The sequence below is a fragment of the Staphylococcus hominis subsp. hominis genome (genome assembly GCF_002901845.1).
GTDB lineage: Bacteria > Bacillota > Bacilli > Staphylococcales > Staphylococcaceae > Staphylococcus > Staphylococcus hominis.
The window spans coordinates 40,908-67,540 of record NZ_PPQE01000021.1 but is presented as its reverse complement, the minus strand read 5'-3'; the positions used below and the strand labels follow the sequence as shown (position 1 = coordinate 67,540).

Here is a 26,633-nt window from a genome sequence, read left to right as displayed (position 1 = left end):
GACGTTCCGCTAGAGTAGGACGTTGCCAGGCAAATCATTGTATGGATGCGATGAGTTGATATTGAGACCGTGAGGTCTCTTTTTTTTATTTTAAAATATATATCTATATATAACTAATTAAAAGATGACTAAATGAATATACACTACGGATGGTTAGCATAGTGACTTTCATAAAAAAGTCCACTTTCAATGACTACCAATCCAAAATGAGTCAGAACTCATTTCCTCTATTTAAACTGTAAGTGCTTTAATAAGAGCATTAACATGCTTCTCTAATTTTTCTTCTGGGATACCTCCAAAGCCAATTAAGAAGGTAGGATGTTGTAGTTTTTTTTTGTTGTAAGGATAAGGTGTTAATTTAAGATTGCATTTTTTCGTTCTTTTTATGCATTCATTTATTGTCAAATTATTTTTAACTACAAGTGTGAAGTGCATTCCTGTTAGTGCGCCTTCAATTTTCAATTGTTCTTTATATGGTGTTAGTTTTTCTAAAATAAAAGTTAATTTATTTTTATATATTCTTCTCATTTTATTAAGATGACGTTCAAAGCTACCAGTTGCCATAAATTGTGCTACCATGTGTTGTAAATGTACAGGCACAGTATTGCTTTCAACATACTGCATCTCTCGGAATAATTTTAGCAGTTTATTTGGTAAGACAATGTAGGCCATACGACAACTTGGATAAAGCGATTTCGAAAATGTACTAATATATATTACTTTTTGTTTTTTATCTAAATTCTGTAATGCTGGAATAGGTTTTCCGAAATATCTAAATTCTGAATCATAATCATCTTCAATAATATATCGTTCCTTCTTTTGTTGTGCCCATTTTATAAGTTGTGTGCGCTTCTTTAAACTCATCACATATCCTGTTGGAAATTGATGAGATGGTGTGATATATAAAATATCATTATTTTTTTGAAAGACTTCATCGATATTAATTCCATCTTTTTCTACTCTAGCTTGTGTATAACTTATTCTATGCTTATCCAGTACATGTTTAATAGGTGGATAACTAGGTTGTTCTATAATAAATGATGAATCTTTTAATAAGTCAGTGACCATATTTAATAATTGTTCAGTTGAAGAGCCAATTATAATTTGATCTGGATGACAAGATACTCCTCTACTATTAAATAAATAATGAGAAATTTGCTGTCTTAAGTTGAATTCTCCTTGAACGCTTCCTTTACTCAAAAGGGCAAGTTGATCTTCTTCAAATACTTCTTTAGCATACTTTTTAAATAAATGACTAGGAAAATGTTTAGCATCAATTTCAGCTAAATTGAATTGATACTGATACGTATTTTCCTGTGTAGCTTTATCAGTTTCTAATATATCACTTATTTCAGGATAACTATTTGTTACTGGTAATGATTGAATTTCTGAAACATAATAACCTGAACGTGGTTTTGAATATATAAATCCTTCATCTAAAAGTAACTGATAGGCATGCTCAATTGTAGTATGACTAAGTGATAAATGTTCGCTCAACTGTCTTTTAGATGGAAATTTATCGTTTGATTCGTATACACCTTCAATAATTTGTTTTTTTAACTTTTCATATAAAGAAATATATAATGATTGTTTCTTCGTCATAAATCTGACCCCTAATTTTTTATTAAAATTGTACCTTTTTAAATATCAGTTTATATTTTAAAATGGATTTAATCAATTGAAAAGGGGTTTTATAAATGTCTAAAATTGTAGGATCTGAAAGAGTTAAACGTGGTATGGCTGAAATGCAAAAAGGCGGCGTCATTATGGATGTTGTTAATGCTGAACAAGCTAGAATCGCAGAGGAAGCTGGAGCAGTAGCAGTTATGGCCTTAGAACGCGTACCATCTGATATTAGAGCAGCTGGTGGTGTAGCACGTAGTGCCAATCCTAAAATTGTTGAAGAAGTAATGAATGCTGTTTCAATTCCAGTAATGGCTAAAGCACGTATCGGTCATATTACAGAAGCACGTGTATTAGAGGCTATGGGCGTAGACTATATTGATGAATCTGAAGTTCTTACTCCTGCAGATGAAGAATTTCATTTAAGAAAAGATCAATTTACTGTACCATTTGTTTGTGGTTGCCGTAATTTAGGCGAAGCAGCACGACGTATTGGCGAAGGTGCAGCGATGTTACGTACTAAAGGAGAACCTGGAACAGGTAATATTGTAGAAGCTGTACGTCACATGAGAAAAGTTAATTCAGAGGTTAGTCGTCTAACTGTAATGAATGACGATGAAATTATGACTTATGCTAAAGAATTAGGTGCACCATATAATGTATTAAAACAAATTAAAGAAGAAGGTCGTTTACCAGTAGTAAACTTTGCAGCGGGTGGTGTAGCAACACCTCAAGATGCTGCCTTAATGATGGAATTAGGGGCTGATGGGGTATTTGTGGGTTCAGGTATTTTTAAATCTGAAGATCCAGAAAAATTTGCAAAAGCTATTGTTCAAGCTACAACTCATTATCAAGATTATGAATTAATTGGAAAATTAGCAGCTGAATTAGGAACTGCAATGAAAGGTTTAGATATAAATAAAATCTCATTAGAAGAACGTATGCAAGAGCGTGGTTGGTAATTTATGAAGATTGGTGTATTAGCGTTACAAGGTGCAGTACGTGAACACATTCGTCACATTGAATTAAGTGGTCACGAAGGTATAGCAGTTAAGAAAGTTGAACAATTAGATGAAATTGATGGTCTTATTCTCCCTGGCGGTGAATCTACAACTTTAAGAAGACTTATGGATTTATATGGCTTTAAAGAAAAATTACAACAATCTGATTTACCAATGTTTGGAACTTGCGCAGGTCTTATTGTGCTTGCAAAAGATGTAGAAGGTGAGACAGGATATCTAAAAAAATTAGATATTACTGTTGCGCGTAATTCCTTTGGTAGACAAGTAGATAGTTTTGAAGCTGAGTTAGATGTTAAAAGTATTGCAAAAGATATAGAAGGTGTCTTTATAAGAGCACCACATATTGTTAATGTAGAAAATAATGTAGAAATATTAAGTTCTATTAGTGATAAAATAGTAGCTGTTAAGCAAGGGAAATACCTAGGGGTGTCTTTCCATCCAGAATTAACAGATGACTATCGTATAACTCAGTATTTTATTGAACATATAGTTAAATAAAAAAAGCTTGAGATCAAAATCTCAAGCTTTTTCTTATTAAATGAAGAATCCAGCGATAGCAGCTGAAATAAATGATACAAGTGTTGCACCGAATAATAACTTAATACCAAAACGTGCTACGACATCACCTTTTTCAGAGTTAAGTGATTTAATCGCACCAGAAATGATCCCAATAGAACTAAAGTTAGCAAATGAAACTAGAAATACAGACGTAATACCTTTTGCATGCTCAGAAATACCCTTCAAGCTTCCAAGTGATTGCATAGCAACAAATTCATTAGATAATAGTTTTGTTGCCATCACAGAACCTGATTTAACGGCATCCTGCCAAGGAACACCTGCTAAGAAAGCAAATGGTGCAAATACAAAACCAATTAACGTTTGGAAATCCCATTTGATTGCTCCGCCAGAAATTAAACTAAAAATACCACTTACAAGGCCATTTAATAAAGCAATGATTGCAATATAGCCAATTAACATTGCACCAACGATAACTGCTACTTTGAAACCATCTAAAATATATTCACCTAACATTTCAAAAAACGCTTGTTTTTTAGTTTCTGATTCATCCACTAGCAATTTGTCATCTTCTTCATTAACTTTATAAGGGTTAATAATAGAAGCAATAATGAAGCCACCAAATAAGTTTAATACAACCGCTGTAACAACATATTTAGGTTCAATCAATGTAAAATATGCACCGATAATTGATGCAGATACAGTAGACATTGCAGAAGCAGTTAAAGTATATAAACGTTGTTTAGGTATATATGGTAATTGTTGTTTTAATGAAATAAATACTTCAGATTGTCCAAGAATCGCAGCTGCTACTGCATTATATGATTCTAAACGCCCCATACCATTAATTTTAGAAATTAAGAACCCTAACACATTAATAATCCATGGAAGAATTCTAGTATATTGTAAAATACCAATTAATGCCGAAATAAATACGATTGGTAATAAGACACTAAAGAAGAATGGTGGATTGTTTGGATCTACAAATTTAAATCCTCCAAAAACAAAATTAACTCCTTCAGCAGCTTTTTGTAACAAATAGTTAAATCCATTTGAAATACCACCGATAATTGTAATACCAGCAGTCGTTTTCAAAAGAATAAATGCGAGTATAAGTTGAATAATTAATAATAATCCAACATAGTGCCAGCGAACATTCTTTTTATCTGAACTAAATAAAAATGCTAGCGCTAAAAAGACAATAATCCCAATGATCCCAATAAGAATATGCATAATTCTACTCCTTTAAAATTCTCTTTATCTTATATAATACAATAAAATAATAGAAGTAACATTAATATTTTTAAATAAAAAAAACAAATTGGTTGAAAAAGGTCAAAGTTGGTCATATAATATAGTCAAAGAAGGTCAAAAGGGGTGGTAAATCATGCACAACATGTCTGACATCATAGAACAATACATTAAACAACTATTTGAAGAAAGTAATGAAGATATGGTAGAAATTCAAAGAGCTAATATTGCTCAACGTTTCGATTGTGTGCCTTCTCAACTCAACTATGTTATTAAAACAAGATTTACAAATGAACATGGTTATGAAATAGAAAGTAAACGTGGTGGAGGAGGATATATCCGAATCACGAAAATTGAAAATAAAGATGCAACGGGTTATATTAATCATCTATTGCAATTAATTGGTCCTTCGATATCTCAACAACAAGCATATTATATAATTGATGGTTTGTTAGATAAAGGATTAATTAGTGATAGAGAAGCAAGAATGATTCAAGTGATTATTGATCGTGAAACACTATCAATGGATGTTGTTTCTAGAGATATTATTAGAGCAAATATTCTCAAACGATTATTACCTATCATTAATTACTATTAATAAATAATAAAGAAAAGCGAGGTGTCTATGTGTGCTTTGCGAAAATTGTCATTTAAATGAAGCAGAGGTTAAACTCACAGTAAAAAGTAAAGATGGTACCTCTGAAAAGTGGGTGTGTTCAGAATGTGCGCAAGGAGAGCATCCTTGGAATCAACAAGAACATCCTGCGTCATATTCAGAGTTCCAAGATGATATTGAAGAAGCCTTTGTAGTCAAACAAATCTTACAACATTTAGCAACTAAACACGGATTAAATTTTCATGAAGTAGCATTTCAAGAAGAAAAACGATGTCCTACATGTAACATGACATTGAAAGATATAGCTCATGTAGGTAAATTTGGATGTGCAAATTGCTATGCAGTATTTAAAGAGGATATTGTTGATATTGTAAGACGAGTACAAGGTGGACAATTTGAACATGTAGGCAAGATGCCTCGTTCTTCACATCATAAACTGGCAATAAAAAAACAAATTGAAGAAAAAACGAATTACTTAAATGTATTAATTGAAAAGCAAAAATTTGAAGAAGCAGCTGTCATTAGAGATGAAATTAAAGCCTTGAAACATGAAAGCGAGATGGAGCATGATGAATGATATGGGTGCACATATTAGTGAATGGATGAAAGAAACAGATGAATCTCCTATTGTAATGTCTTCGCGTATTCGTTTAGCACGTAATTTAGAAAATCATGTTCATCCTTTAATGTTTCCATCTGAACAAGCAGGTTTTAGAGTAATCAATGAAGTGCAAGATGCACTACCTAATTTATCTTTAATGCGTTTAGATACCATGGACCAACAAAGTAAGATGAAGTTAGTGGCTAAACATCTAATTAGTAAAGAATTGATTAAACAACCAGCTTCAGCGGTGTTATTAAATGAAGATGAATCTTTGAGTATTATGATTAATGAAGAAGATCATGTACGAATTCAAGCAATGGGTAATGATTTATCTCTGATAGATTTATATCAAAAGGCTTCAGACATTGATGATATTCTTGATGAACAATTAGAAATTAGTTTCGATGAAGATTTAGGTTATTTAACGACTTGTCCTACAAATATTGGGACTGGAATGCGAGCAAGTGTGATGCTTCATTTACCTGGATTATCTATAATGAAACGTATGAATCGTATTGCACAAACAATTAATCGTTTTGGATTTACGATTCGAGGTATATATGGAGAAGGTTCACAAGTTTATGGTCATATTTATCAAATTTCTAATCAACTTACATTAGGTAAGACGGAAGAAGATATTATTGATCAGTTGACAGAAGTAGTTCAACAAATTATTAATGAAGAAATGCAAATTCGTGAACGTTTAACACAATATAGTGAATTAGAAACGCTTGACCGTATTTATCGTTCGTTAGGAATATTACAAAATAGCCGTATGATATCAATGGAAGAAGCGTCATATAGATTAAGTGAAATTAAGTTAGGCATAGATTTAGGATATTTAAATTTAAGTAACTTTAAGTTTAATGAATTAATGGTAAGTATCCAATCTGCGTTTTTATATAATGATGAAGATGAAAACGTATCTGTAAATGAAAAACGGGCAAATATATTAAGAAAACATACAAATTAGGAGGTTGTAAACGATATGTTATTTGGTAGATTAACTGAACGCGCACAACGTGTATTAGCACATGCACAAGAAGAAGCAATTCGTTTAAATCATTCGAACATTGGTACTGAGCACTTACTACTTGGATTAATGAAAGAACCAGAAGGTATTGCTGCTAAAGTACTTGAAAGTTTTAATATTACTGAAGATAAAGTTATTGAAGAAGTTGAAAAATTAATCGGTCATGGTCAAGAACATTCAGGTACGTTGCACTATACACCAAGAGCTAAAAAAGTCATTGAACTATCAATGGATGAGGCAAGAAAATTGCATCATAACTTTGTAGGTACAGAACATATTTTATTAGGATTAATTCGTGAAAATGAAGGAGTAGCAGCACGTGTATTTGCTAACTTAGATTTGAATATTACTAAAGCACGTGCACAAGTAGTGAAAGCATTAGGTAGTCCTGAAATGAATACTAAAAATGCAACTGCAAATAAATCAAACAACACTCCTACATTGGATGGACTAGCACGAGACTTAACAGTTATTGCTAAAGACGGTACTTTAGATCCAGTTGTGGGTAGAGATAAAGAAATTACACGTGTTATTGAAGTATTAAGTCGTAGAACTAAAAATAACCCTGTACTTATTGGTGAACCAGGTGTAGGTAAAACAGCCATTGCTGAAGGTCTTGCACAAGCTATTGTAAATAATGAAGTACCAGAAACGTTAAAAAATAAACGTGTAATGTCACTAGATATGGGAACAGTCGTGGCAGGTACTAAATATCGTGGTGAATTCGAAGAACGGTTGAAAAAAGTCATGGATGAAATCCATCATGCAGGTAATGTCATTTTATTCATTGATGAATTGCATACACTAGTTGGTGCTGGTGGTGCAGAAGGTGCAATTGATGCATCTAATATTTTAAAACCAGCGTTAGCGCGTGGTGAGTTACAATGCATTGGTGCAACAACATTAGATGAATATCGTAAAAACATTGAAAAAGATGCTGCATTAGAACGTCGTTTCCAACCTATTCAAGTTGATGAACCATCTGTAGAGGATACTGTTGCTATTCTAAAAGGTTTACGTGATCGCTACGAAGCGCATCATCGTATTAATATTTCTGATGAAGCACTGGAAGCGGCTGCTAAATTAAGTAACCGTTATGTATCTGATCGTTTCCTACCAGATAAAGCAATTGATTTGATTGACGAAGCAAGTTCGAAAGTAAGACTAAAAAGTCACACAACTCCAAGTAATTTAAAAGAGATTGAACAAGAAATTGAAAAAGTTAAAAATGAAAAAGATGCTGCCGTCCATGCACAAGAATTTGAAAATGCAGCTAACTTAAGAGATAAACAATCAAAACTTGAAAAACAATATGAAGATGCTAAAAATGAATGGAAGACATCTCAAGGCGGACAATCAACATCATTATCTAAAGAAGATATTGCTGAAGTTATTGCAGGATGGACAGGGATTCCATTAACTAGAATTAATGAAACAGAGTCAGATCGTTTGCTTAATTTAGAAGAAACATTACATGATCGAGTAATTGGACAAAACGATGCTGTAACTTCTATTAGTAAAGCAGTTCGTCGTGCACGTGCAGGTCTAAAAGATCCTAAACGTCCAATCGGTAGTTTCATTTTCTTAGGACCAACTGGTGTAGGTAAAACTGAACTTGCCCGTGCATTAGCTGAATCAATGTTTGGTGAAGAAGACGCAATGATACGTGTTGATATGAGTGAATTTATGGAGAAACATGCTGTGAGTCGTTTAGTTGGAGCGCCTCCAGGTTATGTAGGCCATGATGATGGTGGTCAATTAACTGAAAAAGTTAGACGTAAGCCATATTCTGTTATCCTATTTGATGAAATTGAAAAAGCACATCCAGACGTATTTAATATCTTATTACAAGTACTTGATGATGGACATCTAACTGATACAAAAGGACGTCAAGTTGATTTCCGTAATACTGTTATTATTATGACATCAAATGTAGGAGCACAAGAACTACAAGATCAACGTTTCGCTGGATTCGGTGGCGCATCTGAAGGACAAGATTATGAAACAATTCGTAAAACTATGATGAAAGAACTTAAAAATTCATTCCGTCCTGAGTTCTTAAACCGTGTAGATGATATTATTGTTTTCCATAAATTAACAAAAGATGAACTTAAAGAAATTGTGACTATGATGGTAAATAAATTAACAAAACGTTTATCAGAACAAGATATTAATATTGTAGTTACTGATAAAGCTAAAGAAAAAATTGCTGAAGAAGGATATGATCCAGAATACGGCGCTCGTCCATTAATTAGAGCAATTCAAAAAACGGTCGAAGATAATTTAAGTGAATTGATACTTGATGGTAATCAAATTGAAGGAAAAGAAGTCACAATTGATCATGATGGCAATGAATTCAAGTATGATATCCATGATAAACAAGAAAATAATATAGAAGATACAAAAGAACCAGCAACAGAAGAATAAAATGAGTTTAAATTCAGAGTCTAGGAGTCATTAAATCCTAGGCTCTTCTTTTCATTTATATATATTTAAATTTGTCATTATAACTGGATACATATAAAATAGATATGTTCAAAAAAATCGGAGGTGCAGTTTTGGCCAAAAAAAAAGTAATTTTCGAATGTATGGCTTGTGGATATCAGTCTCCTAAATGGATGGGAAAATGTCCAAATTGTGGTGCTTGGAATCAAATGGAGGAAATTATTGAAAAGACTTCCAATCCAAAACATGGTGTAAAGACAAAAGAGACACAAGCAAAAGTACAGAAATTAAATAGTATTAAGCATGAGACAACACCAAGAGTTCAAACGGACTCTAAAGAATTTAATCGTGTACTTGGTGGCGGAATTGTTAGTGGATCGCTCGTACTAATTGGCGGCGACCCAGGTATTGGGAAATCTACATTATTATTACAGATTTGTGCATCGTTATCACAGAAACTTAATGTACTTTATATCACGGGTGAAGAATCACTAAATCAAACGAAATTGCGTGCAGATCGTCTAGAGGAAGACTCTAGTAATTTAAATGTACTAGCTGAAACAGATTTAGAAGTTATTCATCAAACCGTGGAACAAGAGCGCCCAGATATACTTGTTGTCGATTCAATTCAAACGATTTATCATCCTGAGATTAGTTCAGCACCTGGCTCAGTATCACAAGTTCGAGAAAGTACACAAAGTTTAATGAATATTGCAAAACAAATGAATATCGCAACTTTTATAGTAGGTCACGTAACAAAAGAAGGACAAATTGCTGGTCCAAGACTATTAGAACATATGGTAGATACAGTTTTATACTTCGAAGGTGATGAACACCATGCTTATCGAATTCTAAGAGCAGTTAAAAATCGTTTTGGTTCAACGAATGAAATGGGTATTTTTGAAATGAAACAAAGTGGTTTGAAAGGTGTACAAAATCCTTCAGAAATGTTTTTAGAAGAACGCTCTACAAATGTTCCAGGATCAACAATTGTGGCTACTATGGAAGGCACACGACCACTATTGATTGAGGTGCAATCTCTAGTAACACCTACTACATTTAATAATCCAAGACGAATGGCCACAGGCATCGACCACAATCGACTTAGCTTACTTATGGCTGTTTTAGAGAAAAAAGAAAATTATCTTTTACAACAACAAGATGCTTACATTAAAGTAGCGGGTGGAGTGAGACTGACTGAACCGGCTGTAGATTTAAGTATTATTGTAGCGACTGCTTCAAGTTTTAAAGATAAAGCCGTAGATGGTTTGGATTGTTATATTGGTGAAGTGGGATTAACTGGTGAAGTAAGACGAGTATCGCGTATTGAGCAACGTGTACAAGAAGCGGCAAAACTAGGATTTAAGAGAGTGATTATTCCCAAAACGAATATAGGTGGATGGACATTCCCAGAAGGTGTTCAGGTCGTTGGCGTGACAACGGTACATGATGCCTTAAAATATGCGTTTAGTAATCGCTCATCATAGGCATTTAAAGGGGTGATAACGTATGAAGGTATTAAAAGGAATTGTTATTATAATCTACATCATTCTTGGTGCATCATTTGGAATCATGTTAATTCCAGAAATTTTAAATGATTTAGGTATGAACACCCCACCCATTTATACTAATCATTATATTGATGGTTTAGTAGGGATGATTGTATTCTTTCTAATATTTGGTCTATTTATTAATAAAGTAACACGATTACTTAAAGAAGCTGAAATGTGGATTATGAAACGTAGTGCAGTCGAAATTTTGTTTGCTACACTAGGATTAGTCGTTGGTTTATTTATTTCAGTAATGGCTTCATTTATTTTAGAAATGATAGGAAATTCTATATTAAATCACCTTGTGCCTATTATTATTACACTATTATTATGTTATTTAGGATTCCAGTTTGGTTTGAAAAAGCGTGATGAAATGCTTATGTTTTTGCCAGAAAATATAGCACGTTCAATGTCTAAAAATAATATCAGTGCTATACCTAAACTGTTAGATACAAGTGCAATTATTGATGGAAGAATTTTAGATATTATTAAATGCGGGTTTATAGATGGAGAAATACTTATTCCTCAAGGAGTTATAAATGAATTGCAAGTAGTTGCAGATGCTAATGATAGTATCAAACGTGAAAAAGGACAACGTGGATTAGATATTTTAAATCAACTTTATGATTTAGACTATCCAACTCGTGTGATTCATCCTCAAAAATCTCATAGTGATATTGACAAACTGTTAGTTGAATTAGCTCAAGTCTATCATGCCCATGTCATTACAACCGATTTCAATTTGAATAAGGTATGTCATGTTCAAGGGATTACTGCATTAAATGTTAATGATTTATCAGAAGCAATTAAACCCAATGTTCATCAAGGTGACCGACTTAATATTTTATTAACTAAAATGGGTAAAGAACCTGGCCAAGGGGTAGGATATCTAGATGATGGAACAATGGTTGTTGTAGATCATGCCAAATCTCTTATAGGGAAACAGGTTGAATTAGAAGTCATTAGTTTATTACAAACATCATCTGGTCGTATTATATTTGCTAAGACTATAGAGGAGTCCTTAAGTTAATAGGAAAAAGAGTTTCATGTGAAACGTAGTCATTGATGAATTATTGTATAATATTTTTCGTTATGAGATATTGCTGAGTAACGTAACAACAGTAGCAATAGACTTATCAAACCAGCCAATTAATGCTACAATAATAAGGAAATGCGAAGTTGATCTAAGTATAGATTAGAAGTTAAAGTTATTCAAAAACGACTCTTTAAAGATTGTTTGGGATAACTTTTTTCTAATGAAAGAAATCATTCGCTATAAAGAATGAATAACAAAATTAGGAGTGAAACGAATGAGTGAACGCGTAAGAGTAAGATATGCGCCAAGTCCAACTGGATATTTACACATCGGAAATGCAAGAACTGCATTATTTAATTATTTATTTGCTAAACATTATGATGGAGATTTTGTAGTACGTATTGAAGATACAGATAGTAAAAGAAATCTTGAAGATGGAGAATCTTCACAATTTGATAACTTAAAATGGTTAGGATTAGATTGGGATGAATCTATCGATAAAGACAAAGGTCATGGTCCTTATCGTCAATCTGAACGTGCAGACATCTATAATCCACTTATTCAACAATTATTAGATGAAGATAAAGCATACAAATGCTACATGACTGAAGAAGAATTAGAAGAAGAACGTGAAGCTCAAATTGCTCGTGGAGAAATGCCACGATATGGCGGTAAACATGCACATCTCACCGAAGAACAACGTCAACAATTTGAAGCTGAAGGACGCAAACCCGCTATTCGTTTCCGTGTTCCAAAAGATAAAACATATACATTTGATGATATGGTTAAAGGAGAAATTTCTTTTGACTCTAATAATATTGGAGATTGGGTTATCGTGAAAAAAGATGGCGTCCCTACGTATAATTTCGCGGTAGCAGTAGATGATCACTACATGGAAATTTCTGATGTTATTCGTGGAGATGATCATGTATCAAATACACCTAAGCAATTAATGATTTATGAAGCATTTGGTTGGGAACCACCACGTTTTGCGCATATGTCATTAATTGTAAATGAACAACGTAAAAAATTAAGTAAACGAGATGGCCAAATTTTACAATTTATCGAGCAATATCGTGATTTAGGTTATTTACCTGAAGCGTTATTCAATTTTATTGCTTTACTCGGTTGGTCTCCTGAAGGTGAAGATGAGATCTTTTCTAAAGAAGAATTTATTAAGATTTTTGATGAACAACGTCTTTCTAAATCTCCAGCAATGTTTGATAGACAAAAATTAGCTTGGGTTAATAACCAATATATGAAAACAAAAGATACAGAAACAGTATTTGAGCTTGCTTTACCACACTTAATCAAAGCAAATTTAATTCCTGAAAATCCAAGTGAAGAAGATAAAGAATGGGGACGCAAATTAATTGGTCTTTATCAAAAAGAAATGAGTTATGCAGGAGAAATTGTTCCGTTATCAGAAATGTTCTTCCATGATATGCCTGAATTAGGTGAAGAAGAACAAGAGGTATTAAATGGCGAACAAGTTCCTGAATTAATGTCTCATTTATATGGTAAATTAGAAGCGCTTGAACCATTTGAAGCTGCTGAAATTAAAAAAACGATTAAAGAAGTACAAAAAGAAACTGGTATTAAAGGTAAACAATTATTTATGCCTATTCGTGTAGCAGTGACTGGTCAAATGCATGGTCCTGAATTACCGAATACAATTGAAGTATTAGGAAAAGAAAAAGTACTATCTCGTTTAAAAAAATATGTTTAAAACAATGTTAATATAATAAGTCAGACACACATGTTTAAACTTGAAATTTTATAAAAAACTTCTTATGATAAGATTAAACATATGTTAGTTAAAGGATTAGTAAATATACGATAATGTTGTTAGAGAGTATGCGGTTGCTGTGAGCATATCATTATCTATATCGAATGCACCTTTGAATGTTCAATTAAATATAGAAATGAGTATGATAAGGTAGACTAGTATGTTCATCAACTTACTTTATCTAAAATGAAGAGTGGAACCGTGCAATAGCGCCTCTAGCAGTTAATGTTAGGGGCGCTTTTTTTAAATATTTGAATGATACATGGACTGTAAGATATTCATAATATATAGAAAATGGGGAGGCGAGCGTCTTGATAAAAAGAATGAAAGATGATGTAAAAATGGTATTTGAACAAGACCCTGCAGCACGTACAACATTTGAAGTAATCACAACTTATGCAGGCTTGCATGCGGTGTGGAGTCACTTAATTGCACATAAATTATATAATAAAAAACACTACGTTTTGGCGAGAATGATTTCACAAGTATCTCGCTTTTTTACAGGAATTGAAATTCATCCTGGAGCGAAAATTGGAAAACGTCTATTTATTGATCATGGTATGGGTGTAGTTATTGGTGAAACATGTACGATTGGAGATAACGTAACGATTTATCAAGGCGTGACACTTGGAGGTACAGGTAAACAAAAAGGAAAGCGTCATCCAGATATTGGAGATAATGTTTTAATTGCAGCAGGATCAAAGGTTTTAGGAAATATCCAAATTGATTCTAATGTTAATATTGGTGCGAATTCAGTAGTCTTACAATCTGTGCCAAGTTATACAACAGTTGTAGGTATTCCAGGTCATATTGTTAAACAAGAAGGAAAACGAATTGGGAAAACATTTGATCATCGTAATTTGCCTGATCCTTTATTTGAACAAATTAAGCAACTAGAACGACAATTGGAAAAAGCTAAGAATGGAGAGATTAAAGATGATTACATTATATAATACTTTAACACGTCAAAAAGAGGCGTTTAAGCCCATTGAACCTGGTAAGGTGAAAATGTATGTATGTGGACCTACAGTGTATAATTACATTCATATCGGTAATGCCCGTCCAGCAATTAATTATGACGTCGTACGTCGATATTTTGAATATAAAGGCTATACGATTGATTACGTATCTAATTTTACTGATGTAGATGATAAACTCATTAATCGTTCTAAAGAATTAAATGAAAGTGTGCCAGAAATTGCTGATCGATATATCAAGGCATTCTATGAAGATGTAGGGGCACTTAATGTTAAAAGAGCGACATCTAATCCACGAGTAATGAATCATATGGATGAAATCATTGACTTCATTAAACAACTTGTAGATGACGGTTATGCATATGAAAGTAATGGAGATGTGTATTTTAGAACCCGTCAATTTGATGGATATGGTAAATTAAGTCATCAGTCTATTGATGATTTAAAAGTTGGCGCTCGTATAGAAGCAGGTGAACAAAAAGAGGATGCATTGGATTTTACGCTATGGAAAAAAGCAAAACCTGGAGAAATTAGTTGGGAGAGCCCATTTGGACAAGGACGTCCAGGATGGCATATTGAATGCTCTGTAATGGCTTATCATGAATTGGGAAAAACAATTGACATCCATGCAGGAGGATCAGACTTACAATTTCCACATCATGAAAATGAAATAGCGCAATCTGAAGCACACAATCACGCGCCTTTTGCTAATTATTGGATGCATAATGGTTTTATTAATATAGATAATGAAAAAATGAGTAAATCATTAGGTAACTTTATTTTAGTACACGATATTATTAAAGAAATTGATCCAGATGTATTACGTTTCTTCATGATCAGTGTTCATTATAGAAGTCCAATCAACTATAACGTTGAATTAGTGAATGCTGCTAAAAGTGGATTAGAGCGTATACGCAATAGTTATCAATTAATTAAAGAAAGAGAAGCAATCGCAACTGATTTAGAAACACAAACAGACTATATTGATCAAATTAATGATATTTTAAAACAATTTGAAGCAGTAATGGATGATGATTTTAATACAGCAAACGCTGTAACTGCATGGTATGATTTATCAAAATTAGCTAATAAATATGTGTTAGAAAATACAACATCAACTAAAGTGATTCAGCGCTTTAAAGAAGTATATCAAATTTTTAGTGACGTATTAGGTGTGCCATTAGAAGGAAAAGAAAATGATGTATTACTTGATGAAGACATAGAAAAACTTATCGAAGAACGTAATGAAGCACGTAAAAATAAAGATTTTGCTCGAGCTGACGAAATTAGAGATACGCTAAAAGAACAAAATATTATTCTTGAAGATACGCCTCAAGGTGTAAGATTTAGAAGGGGTTAATATGGATGCCAGACTACTAAACCCATTAACGTTAGCTTATATGGGAGATGCTGTATTAGACCAGCATGTACGTGAATACATTGTGCTTAAATTACAAAGTAAACCGAATCGCTTACATCAAGTATCGAAACAATATGTGTCTGCAAAAAGCCAAGCACAAACGCTTGAGGTATTAATAACAAAAGAATGGTTTACTGAAGAAGAACGAGATATTGTTAGAAGAGGCCGTAACGCTAAAAGTTATACGAAAGCTAAAAATACAGATGTACAAACCTATCGTAAAAGTTCAGGTTTAGAAGCTATTATAGGATTTCTTTATTTAGATCATCGAAATGAACGATTAGATGCGTTACTTGATATGATTGTACAAATTGTTGATGAAAGGTTGTGAACATAGTGGAAGATATCGTTATTGTCGGTAGACACGCTGTTAAAGAAGCAATTGTGTCTGGTCATACAATAAATAAAATTTGGATACAAGAAGGAATAAGAAAGCAGCAAATTAATGATATTTTAAAAAATGCTAAAGCACAGAAATTGATTATACAAACTGTTCCAAAATCCAAATTAGATAATTTAGCAAATGCACCGCATCAAGGTGTAGCTGCACTGATTGCACCATACGAATATGCAGATTTTGATCAGTTTATTCAATCTCAAAAAGAAAAAGAAGGCCTTTCTACAATAATTATTTTAGATGGGTTAGAAGATCCACATAATCTTGGTTCGATCATTAGAACGGCAGATGCAAGCGGAGTAGATGGAGTTGTTATCCCTAAAAGACGTTCTGTTGCGCTCACACAAACTGTTGCAAAAGCGTCAACAGGTGCGATTCAGCATGTCCCAGTGATGCGTGTTACAAATTTATCAAAAATAATTGATGAGTTGAAAGATAATGGATATTGGGTAGCAGGCGCTGAAGCGGATAATGCTACAGATTATCGCAATATGGCTGCTGATATGCCACTGGCTATCGTAATTGGTAGTGAAGGGCAAGGTATGAGTAGATTGGTTAAAGATAAATGTGATTTCTATATTAAAATTCCCATGGTAGGCCATGTTAATAGCTTAAATGCTTCTGTAGCTGCTAGTTTAATGATGTATGAAGTATATCGTAAACGACATCAAATTGGAGACTCCCAATGAAAGATAGATATCTAATTATTGATGGGTACAATATGATTGGTCAATCAAGGGAATTGAGTAAAGTAGCAAGAGAAAGTTTAGAGGAAGCACGTGAACAACTCTTAGATGTGATTGCCAATTACAATGCAGTTGTCGCTGATGAGATTGTATGTGTATTTGATGCATATGAACAATCTGGTATAGAAAGAGAATACATTTATCATGGTGTTAAAACAGTTTTTACGAAAGAAAAAGAAACTGCAGATAGCTATATTGAGCGTTATGTATACAATTTATACAATAAACATACGACACATATTACAGTAGTGACCAGCGATATGAGCGAGCAACATGCTATTTTTGGAGCAGGTGCATATCGTGTTTCATCTAGAGAAATGTGGCGAGATTTAAAAGAGAATGCAATGACGGTTAGTAAATCAGTAGATGATTTTAATGAACGTAAACCAAGAACTCGAATTTCGTTATCAAAAGATGTACTTGCAGAATTTGAAAAAATACGACGAGGATATGGTAAAAAACATAAATAATACAGTCTTGCCATTTAAAAGATGCGTCTTATACAATGTGCCTAACTTATAAAGAAAGGTTTTGTATATGACTTATCATTTTCGACAACTAGAAGATATATTTAAAGCTTTTCAATATAGCCAAAATACATTGGAGAAAGAACAGTTATTCGCAAATATAATGAATGTGATACGTCCTAAACTTATGATGAAGTTTAGAAGTCTAGGTATATATCATCAAGAACTAGAAGATTTAATTCAAGATACCTCGTTAAAGATATATTTAGCTTTACACACATTTAATTTTAATACGAATGTTCCATTCGAACATTATTTAAATCGTCTCGTTTATTCTGTAAAAAAAGATTTTTGGAGAAAACGTTATGCGTTTAATCAACGTCAACAATTGTTAATCAATGAATGTGTAGTAGAATATCGTTTGAATCAAATGATAAAAAGGACGGAAGCACTATATTTAACTAGATTAAGTAAAGAAGACTTGATAGATAGTTTTAAGAAGTTAAGTATGTTTGAAAGAGAAGTTGCAAATTTACTTCTACTGGATTATTCCCCATCAGAAATAGCAAAAAGACTAAATGTAAAAGATAAAGTAGTTTACAATAGTATTCAACGTTGTAAAATAAAAATGAAACAATATTTATTGAAATACAAACGTTAAGTATTTTAGTACGAGTTTGACAGTTTATTATAAGTTTATGTATAGTAGACTGGTATTAATATGAGTAAAGGTGAATTGATGTGAGAAAAGTACCTTTAGTTTGTGAAATGTGTGGTAGCAGAAATTATAATGTACCTAAAAAAGAAACATCAGCTAAGAGATTACAACTGAAGAAATATTGTTCCAGATGTAATGAACACACGATGCATAAAGAATCAAAGTAATGAGTTTATAAGTATATACTTTGAAAAGCATGGAGGTAAGGTTATGGCTAAAGATAAAGACGCAAGTAAGAATAAAGAAAGTTTCTTCCAAGGCGTTAAAAGCGAAATGGAAAAAACAAGTTGGCCTACGAAAGAAGAACTTTTTAAATATACTGTCATTGTAGTAGCTACAGTAATTTTCTTTATGGTCTTTTTCTGGGTATTAGACGTAGGTATTGGTAATTTAATTCAATTATTTAGATAAAAGTAAGGAGTGACAACATGTCTGAAGAAGTTGGGGCTAAGCGTTGGTACGCAGTGCATACGTATTCTGGATATGAAAATAAAGTTAAAAAGAATTTAGAAAAAAGAGTAGAATCAATGAATATGACAGAGCAAATTTTTAGAGTTGTCATACCTGAAGAGGAAGAAACACAAGTTAAAGATGGGAAAGCAAAAAAACAGGTTAAAAAGACATTTCCTGGATATGTTTTAGTAGAGCTTATTATGACAGATGAATCATGGTATGTTGTACGTAATACTCCAGGTGTCACAGGATTTGTTGGTTCAGCAGGTGCAGGTTCAAAACCTAATCCATTACTTCCTGAAGAAATGAGATTCATCTTAAAACAAATGGGACTTAAAGAAAAAACAATTGATGTAGAATTAGATGTAGGTGAACAAGTCCGCATCAAATCAGGACCATTTGCAAATCAAGTTGGTGAAGTTCAAGAAATCGAAGCAGATAAATTTAAATTAACTGTATTAGTCGATATGTTTGGTAGAGAAACACCAGTTGAAGTAGAATTCGATCAAATAGAAAAATTATAATCATTTTAAATTATAAAGTATGATTTGCTTAAAAAGATGAAATTTTACTATTGATTTTTAATTAAGTTTAATGTTAAAATAATGTGGTCGCGTTTTTAGAACGCTCATTTCGTCACGAAATGTTTATGAGTGGGAGGGCAAAACTGAGCCCTGTGACCACATCACGATATCAAGGAGGTGCACATCGTGGCTAAAAAAGTAGAAAAAGTAGTTAAATTACAAATTCCTGCAGGTAAAGCGAACCCAGCACCACCAGTTGGTCCAGCATTAGGTCAAGCAGGTGTGAACATCATGGGATTCTGTAAAGAATTCAATGCACGTACACAAGAACAAGCAGGTTTAATCATTCCGGTAGAAATCAGTGTATATGAAGATCGTTCATTTACATTCATTACTAAAACTCCACCGGCTCCAGTACTACTTAAAAAAGCAGCTGGCGTTGAAAAAGGTTCTGGTGAACCAAACAAAACTAAAGTTGCTACAGTAACTAAAGATCAAGTACGTGAAATTGCTCAAACAAAAATGCAAGACTTAAACGCTGCAGACGAAGAAGCAGCTATGCGTATTATCGAAGGTACTGCACGTAGTATGGGTATCACTGTACAATAATTATTAAATGAAAATGAGTTTGAATTTGAAATAAACTCATAGACGATAGCAGGTAACAGAAACGACAACATATATTGTCTATGATTAGTCTTTAGTAAATTAATATTTATTAATGACATCATCTGTTATCTGCTCTTAACTTGTGTAAATCACACAAGTAAGCGTGGGAGGAAATTCCGCTAAAACCACTAAAGGAGGAACAATAAATGGCTAAAAAAGGTAAAAAGTATCAAGAAGCAGCTAATAAAGTTGACCGTACTAAATACTATAGTGTTGAAGAAGCAATTAAATTAGCTAAAGAAACTAGTATCGCTAACTTTGATGCATCAGTTGAAGTAGCATTCCGTTTAGGTATTGATACACGTAAAAATGACCAACAAATCCGTGGTGCAGTAGTGCTACCAAACGGTACTGGTAAATCACAACGTGTATTAGTTTTTGCTAAAGGCGATAAAATTACAGAAGCAGAAGAAGCAGGCGCAGATTACGTGGGTGAATCTGAATATGCTCAAAAAATTCAACAAGGTTGGTTCGACTTTGACGTAGTAGTAGCTACACCTGACATGATGGGTGAAGTTGGTAAATTAGGTCGTGTATTAGGACCTAAAGGTTTAATGCCAAACCCTAAAACTGGTACAGTAACTATGGACGTTAAAAAAGCTGTAGAAGAAATTAAAGCTGGTAAAGTTGAATATCGTGCTGAAAAAGCAGGTATCGTACATGCTACGATTGGTAAAGTATCTTTCGACGAAGAAAAATTAGTTGAAAACTTTAATGCTTTACAAGATGTTTTAGCTAAAGCTAAACCAGCATCTGCTAAAGGTACTTACTTCAAATCTGTTGCTGTAACTACAACAATGGGTCCTGGAGTTAAAGTAGATACTTCATCTTTTAAACTTTAATTTCAAATATATGAATAGATTGTAGACTGGTAGATAATCATTGCTTATTTTGAAAAAGATAAGATCATTTTCTTCCAGTCTTTTTTTAAAAAACAATTGACATATTACAATAAACAAGTTATATTATTTATTGTGATTATTTTACCTAAGACAGTAGGAGTTAATCTTTAACTTAAAACAATATCCTACCGAGGCTAAAATTGACTTGAACGTGATGATTATTATAATGATCTTTCAAGCACTTTTTGCCGTGGGTAGAAAGTGCTTTTTTTATTAAAAAAGCACCAAAAATAAAAATGGAGGTGTCTGAATGTCTGCTATTATTGAAGCTAAAAAACAACAAGTTGACGTTATCGCTGAACAACTTAAAAATTCAGTTTCAACTGTTATCGTGGACTACCGTGGTTTAACTGTTGCGGAAGTAACTGATTTACGTGCTCAATTACGTGAAGCTGGTGTTGAGTATAAAGTATACAAAAACACATTAGTTCGTCGTGCAGCTGAAAAAGCAGGTATCGAAGGCTTAGATGAATTCTTAACTGGTCCTACAGCTATCGCTACAACTACTGATGATGTAGTTGCTCCAGCGAAAGTGATCTCAGGATTTGCTAAAGAACATGAAGCTTTAGAAATTAAAACAGGCGTTATGGAAGGTAACGTTATCTCAGCAGAAGAAGTTAAAACTGTTGGTTCATTACCTTCACACGATGGTCTTGTATCTATGCTTTTATCAGTATTACAAGCTCCAGTACGCAACTTCGCTTATGCGGTTAAAGCTGTTGGAGAACAAAAAGAAGAAAGCGCTGAATAATTGCGCATAAAATTTTAAAATAAATGGAGGAATAATAAAATGGCTAATCAAGAACAAATCATTGAAGCAATTAAAGAAATGTCAGTATTAGAATTAAACGATTTAGTAAAAGCAATTGAAGAAGAATTTGGTGTAACAGCAGCAGCTCCTGTAGCAGCAGCTGGTGCAGCTGGTGGCGGAGATGCTGCCGCAGAAAAAACTGAATTTGACGTTGAATTAACTTCAGCTGGATCTTCAAAAATCAAAGTTGTTAAAGCAGTTAAAGAAGCAACTGGCTTAGGCTTAAAAGATGCTAAAGAATTAGTAGACAACGCTCCTAAAGTAATCAAAGAAGCTGTTGCTAAAGAAGATGCTGAAAAACTTAAAGAACAATTAGAAGAAGTTGGAGCTACTGTAGAATTAAAATAATTCTAGTATCTTAACTTAATATATAAGTAAATCATTTTAACTTAGTCACTTTAGAGTGAAAGTGTTAATGATTACTTGCATTCTTTGAGAAATTAAAACCCCGTTATTGTTGATAACGGGGTTTTAATTCATTTTCTAATCAAATAGATGAACGAATAAAGAGGTGAAATCATGAGTCACTATTATGATGAAAATCCTGAAGTACAAAGTGATGAAAAAACAATTCAATACTTTTATCATAAATCTCAGTTAAAACTAACGACAGATGCGGGCGTTTTTTCAAAAGGAAAAGTAGACTTTGGGTCTGATTTATTAGTACAAACGTTTTTAAATGAACATCCACCAGGTCCAAGTAAACGTATCATTGATGTTGGCTGTGGTTATGGTCCTATTGGTTTAATGATTGCTAAAGTGTCACCACACCATCAAATTACTATGGTGGATGTGAACCATCGAGCTTTACATTTAGCTGAAAAGAACAAAAAGCAAAATCAAATTGATAATGTTATCATTACAGAAAGTGATGGTCTGTCACAAGTTGAGAATGAATACTTTGACTTTGTATTAACAAATCCGCCAATTAGAGCTGGGAAAAATGTTGTTCATCGAATCTTTGAAGAAGCATATCAAAAGCTAAAAAATCAAGGTGAACTCTATGTTGTCATTCAGAAAAAGCAAGGTATGCCTTCTGCTAAAAAGAAAATGGAAGAAATATTTAATAATGTAGAAACTGTGAACAAAAGTAAAGGGTACTATATACTGAAGAGCCAAAAAGGTTGATTTCAAAATGGTATTCTGATATAGTTATAAAATGTAAAAATTTATGTTCAACAAGTGTGTACTTTTACGCAAAATGAGCACGATAAACAAGAATAAGAAAAGAATCGAAAATGGTGTCATCAATTGTGTTGCCGTTTTCTTTTTGTCTTGTTATGTGAAATTTTGTGTATAAGTTCAACACAATATTTGAGGGGTGAATCTGTTTGGCAGGTCAAGTTGTCCAATATGGAAGACATCGTAAACGTAGAAATTATGCGAGAATTTCAGAAGTATTAGAATTACCTAACTTAATAGAAATTCAAACTAAATCTTATGACTGGTTCTTAAAAGAAGGTTTATTAGAAATGTTCCGTGATATTTCACCAATTGAAGATTTCACTGGAAACCTATCTTTAGAATTTGTGGATTATAGATTAGGTGAACCAAAATATGATTTAGAAGAATCAAAAAACCGTGACGCTACTTATGCTGCACCTCTTCGTGTTAAAGTACGTCTTATTATCAAAGAAACTGGTGAAGTTAAAGAACAAGAAGTTTTCATGGGTGACTTCCCATTGATGACGGATACTGGTACGTTCGTAATTAATGGTGCAGAACGTGTTATCGTTTCACAATTAGTACGTTCACCATCAGTATATTTTAATGAGAAAATAGATAAAAATGGACGTGAAAATTACGACGCAACGATTATTCCAAACCGTGGTGCGTGGTTAGAATATGAAACAGATGCTAAAGACATCGTTTACGTTCGAATTGATAGAACACGTAAATTACCTTTAACAGTATTATTACGTGCTTTAGGATTCTCTAGTGATCAAGAAATTATCGATTTATTAGGAGACAGTGAATACTTACGTAATACGCTTGAAAAAGATAGTACTGAAAATACTGAACAAGCTTTATTAGAAATCTATGAACGTTTACGTCCTGGTGAACCACCAACAGTTGAAAACGCAAAAAGCTTATTATATTCACGTTTCTTCGACCCTAAACGCTATGATTTAGCAAGTGTTGGTCGCTATAAAACAAATAAAAAGTTACACCTAAAACATCGTTTGTTTAACCAAAAATTAGCGGAACCAATCGTTGACAGCGAAACAGGTGAAATTGTTGCTGAAGAAGGAACAGTTTTAGATCGTCGTAAATTAGACGAAATTATGAATGTTTTAGAGTCAAATGCAAACAGTGAAGTGTTCGAGTTAGAAGGTAGCGTTATTGATGAACCTGTAGAAATTCAATCAATTAAAGTGTATGTTCCAAATGATGAAGAAGAACGCACTACAACAGTGATTGGTAATGCATTACCTGATTCAGAAGTGAAATGTATTACACCAGCAGATATTATTGCCTCAATGAGTTATTTCTTTAACTTATTGAATGGTATTGGTTATACAGATGATATTGACCATTTAGGTAATCGTCGTTTACGTTCAGTAGGTGAACTGTTACAAAACCAATTCCGAATTGGTTTATCTAGAATGGAACGTGTCGTTCGCGAAAGAATGTCTATTCAAGATACTGATTCAATTACACCACAACAATTAATTAATATTAGACCTGTAATTGCTTCAATTAAAGAATTCTTTGGTAGTTCTCAATTGTCTCAATTCATGGACCAAGCTAACCCATTAGCAGAGTTAACACATAAACGTCGTCTTTCTGCTTTAGGACCTGGTGGTTTAACACGTGAACGTGCACAAATGGAAGTTCGTGACGTACACTATTCTCACTATGGTCGTATGTGTCCAATTGAAACACCAGAGGGACCAAACATTGGTTTAATTAACTCATTATCTAGTTATGCACGTGTAAATGAATTTGGTTTTATCGAAACACCATATCGTAAAGTAGATATTGATACCAATTCGATTACTGATCAAATTGATTATTTAACTGCTGATGAAGAAGATAGCTATGTAGTTGCACAAGCCAATTCTCGTTTAGATGAAAATGGTCGTTTCCTAGATGATGAAGTGGTATGTCGTTTCCGTGGTAACAACACTGTTATGGCAAAAGAAAAAATGGACTACATGGATGTATCTCCTAAACAAGTAGTATCAGCAGCGACAGCTTGTATTCCATTCCTTGAAAACGATGACTCTAACCGTGCGTTAATGGGTGCGAACATGCAACGTCAAGCAGTACCATTGATGAATCCTGAAGCTCCATTTGTGGGTACAGGTATGGAACATGTGGCAGCTCGTGACTCTGGTGCAGCAATTACTGCAAAACATAGAGGTCGTGTTGAACACGTTGAATCTAATGAAATCTTAGTTCGTCGTTTAGTTGAGGAAAATGGAACTGAACATGAAGGCGAATTAGATCGTTACCCATTAGCTAAATTTAAACGTTCAAACTCTGGTACTTGTTATAACCAACGTCCAATCGTTTCTGTAGGTGACGTTGTAGAATATAATGAAATTTTAGCTGATGGTCCTTCAATGGAATTAGGAGAAATGGCATTAGGTCGTAACGTCGTTGTAGGTTTCATGACTTGGGACGGATATAACTATGAGGATGCCGTTATCATGAGTGAACGATTAGTTAAAGACGATGTATATACTTCAATTCATATTGAAGAATACGAATCTGAAGCACGTGATACTAAATTAGGGCCTGAAGAAATTACACGTGATATTCCTAACGTTTCTGAAAATGCACTTAAAAACTTAGACGATCGTGGTATTATATACGTCGGTGCAGAAGTTAAAGATGGAGATATCTTAGTTGGTAAAGTAACGCCAAAAGGTGTCACAGAATTAACTGCAGAAGAACGATTATTACATGCCATCTTTGGTGAAAAAGCAAGAGAAGTTCGTGATACGTCATTACGTGTCCCACATGGTGCAGGTGGTATCGTTCTAGACGTTAAAGTATTTAATCGTGAAGAAGGCGATGATACGTTATCACCAGGTGTGAACCAACTTGTTCGTGTATATATCGTTCAAAAACGTAAAATCCATGTTGGAGACAAAATGTGTGGTCGTCATGGTAACAAAGGGGTTATCTCTAAGATTGTTCCTGAAGAAGATATGCCTTACTTACCAGATGGACGTCCAATCGATATCATGTTAAACCCACTAGGTGTACCATCACGTATGAACATTGGACAAGTTTTAGAGTTACATTTAGGTATGGCTGCTAAAAACTTAGGTATTCATGTTGCTTCTCCAGTATTCGATGGTGCAAACGACGATGATGTATGGTCTACAATCGAAGAGGCTGGTATGGCACGTGATGGTAAAACAGTATTATATGATGGACGTACTGGTGAACCATTTGATAATCGTATTTCTGTTGGAGTAATGTATATGCTTAAACTTGCTCACATGGTTGACGATAAATTGCATGCACGTTCAACTGGACCTTACTCACTTGTTACACAACAACCACTTGGTGGTAAAGCACAATTCGGTGGACAACGTTTCGGTGAGATGGAGGTATGGGCACTTGAAGCTTATGGTGCAGCATACACATTACAAGAAATCTTAACTTATAAATCTGACGATACTGTAGGTCGTGTTAAAACATACGAATCTATCGTTAAAGGTGAAAACATTTCAAGGCCAAGTGTTCCTGAATCATTCCGAGTATTGATGAAAGAATTACAAAGTTTAGGTTTAGATGTAAAAGTTATGGATGAACATGATAATGAAATCGAAATGGCCGATGTTGATGATGAAGATGCAACTGAGCGCAAAGTAGATTTACAACAAAAAGATGTTCCAGAAACTCAAAAAGAAACTAACGAATAATAAAATTATAAATTTAAGATGAATAAACATGAGTTGCGTAATTTTAATCTCATCAAGATTTAGATTGCGCACTGATGTGCATCTTATGTATGTGATGTCAGTTTCAGTAAATGTAAATCAATCAAATAGCACAGCTAATCTAAATTGAAGGAGGTAGGCTCCTTGATTGATGTAAATAATT

General features: G+C 33.5%; 26 protein-coding genes and 1 other annotated feature. Of the genes, 24 read left to right on the top strand and 2 right to left on the bottom strand.

Going from position 1 to position 26,633, the window contains the following annotated elements; translation table 11 throughout:
* Nucleotides 1–231: 231 nt before the first annotated feature.
* Complete coding sequence (pdxR, locus tag CD034_RS01500) at nucleotides 232–1,602, bottom strand: MocR-like pyridoxine biosynthesis transcription factor PdxR (RefSeq protein ID WP_049431119.1); 1,371 nt, start codon at nucleotides 1,600–1,602, stop codon at nucleotides 232–234.
* Nucleotides 1,603–1,697: 95 nt separating this feature from the next.
* On the opposite strand from pdxR, the gene pdxS reads away from it, so the two are divergent.
* Both pdxS and pdxT read left to right on the top strand, forming a co-directional pair.
* Nucleotides 1,698–2,585 (top strand): pyridoxal 5'-phosphate synthase lyase subunit PdxS, encoded by an 888-nt coding sequence (pdxS, locus tag CD034_RS01495; RefSeq protein WP_002449019.1) that lies wholly within the window; start codon nucleotides 1,698–1,700, stop codon nucleotides 2,583–2,585.
* A gap of 3 nt (nucleotides 2,586–2,588) precedes the next feature.
* The gene (gene pdxT / locus CD034_RS01490; RefSeq protein ID WP_065580959.1) at nucleotides 2,589–3,143 is read left to right on the top strand and encodes a pyridoxal 5'-phosphate synthase glutaminase subunit PdxT; all 555 of its coding nucleotides are present in this window, start codon (nucleotides 2,589–2,591) and stop codon (nucleotides 3,141–3,143) included.
* A gap of 36 nt (nucleotides 3,144–3,179) precedes the next feature.
* On the opposite strand, the gene CD034_RS01485 is transcribed toward pdxT, so the two are convergent.
* Nucleotides 3,180–4,394 (bottom strand): NupC/NupG family nucleoside CNT transporter, encoded by a 1,215-nt coding sequence (locus CD034_RS01485; protein ID WP_002455762.1) that lies wholly within the window; start codon nucleotides 4,392–4,394, stop codon nucleotides 3,180–3,182.
* Between the two features lie 154 nt (nucleotides 4,395–4,548).
* On the opposite strand from CD034_RS01485, the gene CD034_RS01480 reads away from it, so the two are divergent.
* The 22 genes from CD034_RS01480 (at nucleotide 4,549) to rpoB (ending at nucleotide 26,452) form a co-directional block, all read left to right on the top strand.
* Nucleotides 4,549–5,010 carry a CtsR family transcriptional regulator gene (locus CD034_RS01480; protein WP_002449017.1) on the top strand — a complete coding sequence of 154 codons (462 nt, stop codon included), beginning with the start codon at nucleotides 4,549–4,551 and terminating at the stop codon, nucleotides 5,008–5,010.
* Nucleotides 5,011–5,041: 31 nt separating this feature from the next.
* The gene (locus CD034_RS01475; protein ID WP_103288077.1) at nucleotides 5,042–5,605 is read left to right on the top strand and encodes a UvrB/UvrC motif-containing protein; all 564 of its coding nucleotides are present in this window, start codon (nucleotides 5,042–5,044) and stop codon (nucleotides 5,603–5,605) included.
* Entirely contained in the window at nucleotides 5,598–6,605 is a 1,008-nt protein-coding gene (locus CD034_RS01470) for a protein arginine kinase (RefSeq protein WP_002449052.1), read from the top strand. Before CD034_RS01475 ends, CD034_RS01470 begins: the two co-directional genes overlap by 8 nt.
* A gap of 15 nt (nucleotides 6,606–6,620) precedes the next feature.
* Nucleotides 6,621–9,092 (top strand): ATP-dependent Clp protease ATP-binding subunit, encoded by a 2,472-nt coding sequence (locus CD034_RS01465; protein ID WP_049418287.1) that lies wholly within the window; start codon nucleotides 6,621–6,623, stop codon nucleotides 9,090–9,092.
* Nucleotides 9,093–9,223: 131 nt separating this feature from the next.
* On the top strand, nucleotides 9,224–10,597 hold the full coding sequence (gene radA, locus CD034_RS01460) for a DNA repair protein RadA (RefSeq protein ID WP_049418285.1): 1,374 nt from the start codon (nucleotides 9,224–9,226) through the stop codon (nucleotides 10,595–10,597).
* Between the two features lie 22 nt (nucleotides 10,598–10,619).
* A complete protein-coding gene (locus CD034_RS01455) occupies nucleotides 10,620–11,690 on the top strand; it encodes a PIN/TRAM domain-containing protein (RefSeq protein WP_002488403.1) in 1,071 nt (356 codons plus the stop codon).
* Nucleotides 11,691–11,970: 280 nt separating this feature from the next.
* Nucleotides 11,971–13,425 carry a glutamate--tRNA ligase gene (gene gltX / locus CD034_RS01450; protein ID WP_002449039.1) on the top strand — a complete coding sequence of 485 codons (1,455 nt, stop codon included), beginning with the start codon at nucleotides 11,971–11,973 and terminating at the stop codon, nucleotides 13,423–13,425.
* Nucleotides 13,426–13,808: 383 nt separating this feature from the next.
* Entirely contained in the window at nucleotides 13,809–14,438 is a 630-nt protein-coding gene (cysE, locus tag CD034_RS01445) for a serine O-acetyltransferase (RefSeq protein WP_172457920.1), read from the top strand.
* Nucleotides 14,422–15,822 carry a cysteine--tRNA ligase gene (gene cysS / locus CD034_RS01440; protein ID WP_103288076.1) on the top strand — a complete coding sequence of 467 codons (1,401 nt, stop codon included), beginning with the start codon at nucleotides 14,422–14,424 and terminating at the stop codon, nucleotides 15,820–15,822. Before cysE ends, cysS begins: the two co-directional genes overlap by 17 nt.
* A 1-nt stretch (nucleotide 15,823) precedes the next feature.
* Nucleotides 15,824–16,213 (top strand): Mini-ribonuclease 3, encoded by a 390-nt coding sequence (locus CD034_RS01435; RefSeq protein WP_049431129.1) that lies wholly within the window; start codon nucleotides 15,824–15,826, stop codon nucleotides 16,211–16,213.
* A gap of 5 nt (nucleotides 16,214–16,218) precedes the next feature.
* Nucleotides 16,219–16,968 (top strand): 23S rRNA (guanosine(2251)-2'-O)-methyltransferase RlmB, encoded by a 750-nt coding sequence (rlmB, locus tag CD034_RS01430; RefSeq protein WP_103288075.1) that lies wholly within the window; start codon nucleotides 16,219–16,221, stop codon nucleotides 16,966–16,968.
* Nucleotides 16,965–17,495, top strand: coding sequence for an NYN domain-containing protein (locus CD034_RS01425; RefSeq protein ID WP_002455753.1), 531 nt, complete (start codon nucleotides 16,965–16,967; stop codon nucleotides 17,493–17,495). Before rlmB ends, CD034_RS01425 begins: the two co-directional genes overlap by 4 nt.
* A gap of 67 nt (nucleotides 17,496–17,562) precedes the next feature.
* Nucleotides 17,563–18,153 carry a sigma-70 family RNA polymerase sigma factor gene (locus CD034_RS01420; RefSeq protein WP_103288074.1) on the top strand — a complete coding sequence of 197 codons (591 nt, stop codon included), beginning with the start codon at nucleotides 17,563–17,565 and terminating at the stop codon, nucleotides 18,151–18,153.
* Between the two features lie 80 nt (nucleotides 18,154–18,233).
* Nucleotides 18,234–18,377, top strand: coding sequence for a 50S ribosomal protein L33 (rpmG, locus tag CD034_RS01415; protein WP_049336738.1), 144 nt, complete (start codon nucleotides 18,234–18,236; stop codon nucleotides 18,375–18,377).
* Nucleotides 18,378–18,420: 43 nt separating this feature from the next.
* Nucleotides 18,421–18,621, top strand: coding sequence for a preprotein translocase subunit SecE (gene secE / locus CD034_RS01410; protein WP_002449032.1), 201 nt, complete (start codon nucleotides 18,421–18,423; stop codon nucleotides 18,619–18,621).
* 17 nt (nucleotides 18,622–18,638) lie between these two features.
* Complete coding sequence (nusG, locus tag CD034_RS01405; RefSeq protein ID WP_002449028.1) at nucleotides 18,639–19,187, top strand: transcription termination/antitermination protein NusG; 549 nt, start codon at nucleotides 18,639–18,641, stop codon at nucleotides 19,185–19,187.
* A gap of 186 nt (nucleotides 19,188–19,373) precedes the next feature.
* Nucleotides 19,374–19,796 (top strand): 50S ribosomal protein L11, encoded by a 423-nt coding sequence (gene rplK, locus CD034_RS01400; protein WP_001832298.1) that lies wholly within the window; start codon nucleotides 19,374–19,376, stop codon nucleotides 19,794–19,796.
* Between the two features lie 206 nt (nucleotides 19,797–20,002).
* Nucleotides 20,003–20,698, top strand: coding sequence for a 50S ribosomal protein L1 (gene rplA / locus CD034_RS01395; protein ID WP_002449030.1), 696 nt, complete (start codon nucleotides 20,003–20,005; stop codon nucleotides 20,696–20,698).
* A 126-nt stretch (nucleotides 20,699–20,824) separates the two neighbouring features.
* Nucleotides 20,825–20,978 (top strand) — a sequence feature (ribosomal protein L10 leader region).
* 30 nt (nucleotides 20,979–21,008) lie between these two features.
* Nucleotides 21,009–21,509 (top strand): 50S ribosomal protein L10, encoded by a 501-nt coding sequence (gene rplJ, locus CD034_RS01385; RefSeq protein WP_002449049.1) that lies wholly within the window; start codon nucleotides 21,009–21,011, stop codon nucleotides 21,507–21,509.
* A 39-nt stretch (nucleotides 21,510–21,548) separates the two neighbouring features.
* Entirely contained in the window at nucleotides 21,549–21,917 is a 369-nt protein-coding gene (rplL, locus tag CD034_RS01380; RefSeq protein ID WP_002449041.1) for a 50S ribosomal protein L7/L12, read from the top strand.
* 171 nt (nucleotides 21,918–22,088) lie between these two features.
* Nucleotides 22,089–22,697 carry a class I SAM-dependent methyltransferase gene (locus CD034_RS01375; protein ID WP_050215260.1) on the top strand — a complete coding sequence of 203 codons (609 nt, stop codon included), beginning with the start codon at nucleotides 22,089–22,091 and terminating at the stop codon, nucleotides 22,695–22,697.
* 203 nt (nucleotides 22,698–22,900) lie between these two features.
* A complete protein-coding gene (rpoB, locus tag CD034_RS01370) occupies nucleotides 22,901–26,452 on the top strand; it encodes a DNA-directed RNA polymerase subunit beta (protein WP_002449020.1) in 3,552 nt (1,183 codons plus the stop codon).
* Nucleotides 26,453–26,633: the final 181 nt, after the last annotated feature.

Bases quoted from the DNA above. Each gene is read 5' to 3' on its own strand.
- pdxR (WP_049431119.1), bottom strand. From the start codon at position 1,602: ATGACGAAGAAACAATCATTATATATTTCTTTATATGAAAAGTTAAAA.
- pdxS (WP_002449019.1), top strand. From the start codon at position 1,698: ATGTCTAAAATTGTAGGATCTGAAAGAGTTAAACGTGGTATGGCTGAA.
- pdxT (WP_065580959.1), top strand. From the start codon at position 2,589: ATGAAGATTGGTGTATTAGCGTTACAAGGTGCAGTACGTGAACACATT.
- CD034_RS01485 (WP_002455762.1), bottom strand. From the start codon at position 4,394: ATGCATATTCTTATTGGGATCATTGGGATTATTGTCTTTTTAGCGCTA.
- CD034_RS01480 (WP_002449017.1), top strand. From the start codon at position 4,549: ATGCACAACATGTCTGACATCATAGAACAATACATTAAACAACTATTT.
- CD034_RS01470 (WP_002449052.1), top strand. From the start codon at position 5,598: ATGAATGATATGGGTGCACATATTAGTGAATGGATGAAAGAAACAGAT.
- CD034_RS01465 (WP_049418287.1), top strand. From the start codon at position 6,621: ATGTTATTTGGTAGATTAACTGAACGCGCACAACGTGTATTAGCACAT.
- CD034_RS01455 (WP_002488403.1), top strand. From the start codon at position 10,620: ATGAAGGTATTAAAAGGAATTGTTATTATAATCTACATCATTCTTGGT.
- gltX (WP_002449039.1), top strand. From the start codon at position 11,971: ATGAGTGAACGCGTAAGAGTAAGATATGCGCCAAGTCCAACTGGATAT.
- cysE (WP_172457920.1), top strand. From the start codon at position 13,809: ATGAAAGATGATGTAAAAATGGTATTTGAACAAGACCCTGCAGCACGT.
- cysS (WP_103288076.1), top strand. From the start codon at position 14,422: ATGATTACATTATATAATACTTTAACACGTCAAAAAGAGGCGTTTAAG.
- CD034_RS01435 (WP_049431129.1), top strand. From the start codon at position 15,824: ATGGATGCCAGACTACTAAACCCATTAACGTTAGCTTATATGGGAGAT.
- CD034_RS01425 (WP_002455753.1), top strand. From the start codon at position 16,965: ATGAAAGATAGATATCTAATTATTGATGGGTACAATATGATTGGTCAA.
- CD034_RS01420 (WP_103288074.1), top strand. From the start codon at position 17,563: ATGACTTATCATTTTCGACAACTAGAAGATATATTTAAAGCTTTTCAA.
- secE (WP_002449032.1), top strand. From the start codon at position 18,421: ATGGCTAAAGATAAAGACGCAAGTAAGAATAAAGAAAGTTTCTTCCAA.
- nusG (WP_002449028.1), top strand. From the start codon at position 18,639: ATGTCTGAAGAAGTTGGGGCTAAGCGTTGGTACGCAGTGCATACGTAT.
- rplA (WP_002449030.1), top strand. From the start codon at position 20,003: ATGGCTAAAAAAGGTAAAAAGTATCAAGAAGCAGCTAATAAAGTTGAC.
- rplJ (WP_002449049.1), top strand. From the start codon at position 21,009: ATGTCTGCTATTATTGAAGCTAAAAAACAACAAGTTGACGTTATCGCT.
- rplL (WP_002449041.1), top strand. From the start codon at position 21,549: ATGGCTAATCAAGAACAAATCATTGAAGCAATTAAAGAAATGTCAGTA.
- CD034_RS01375 (WP_050215260.1), top strand. From the start codon at position 22,089: ATGAGTCACTATTATGATGAAAATCCTGAAGTACAAAGTGATGAAAAA.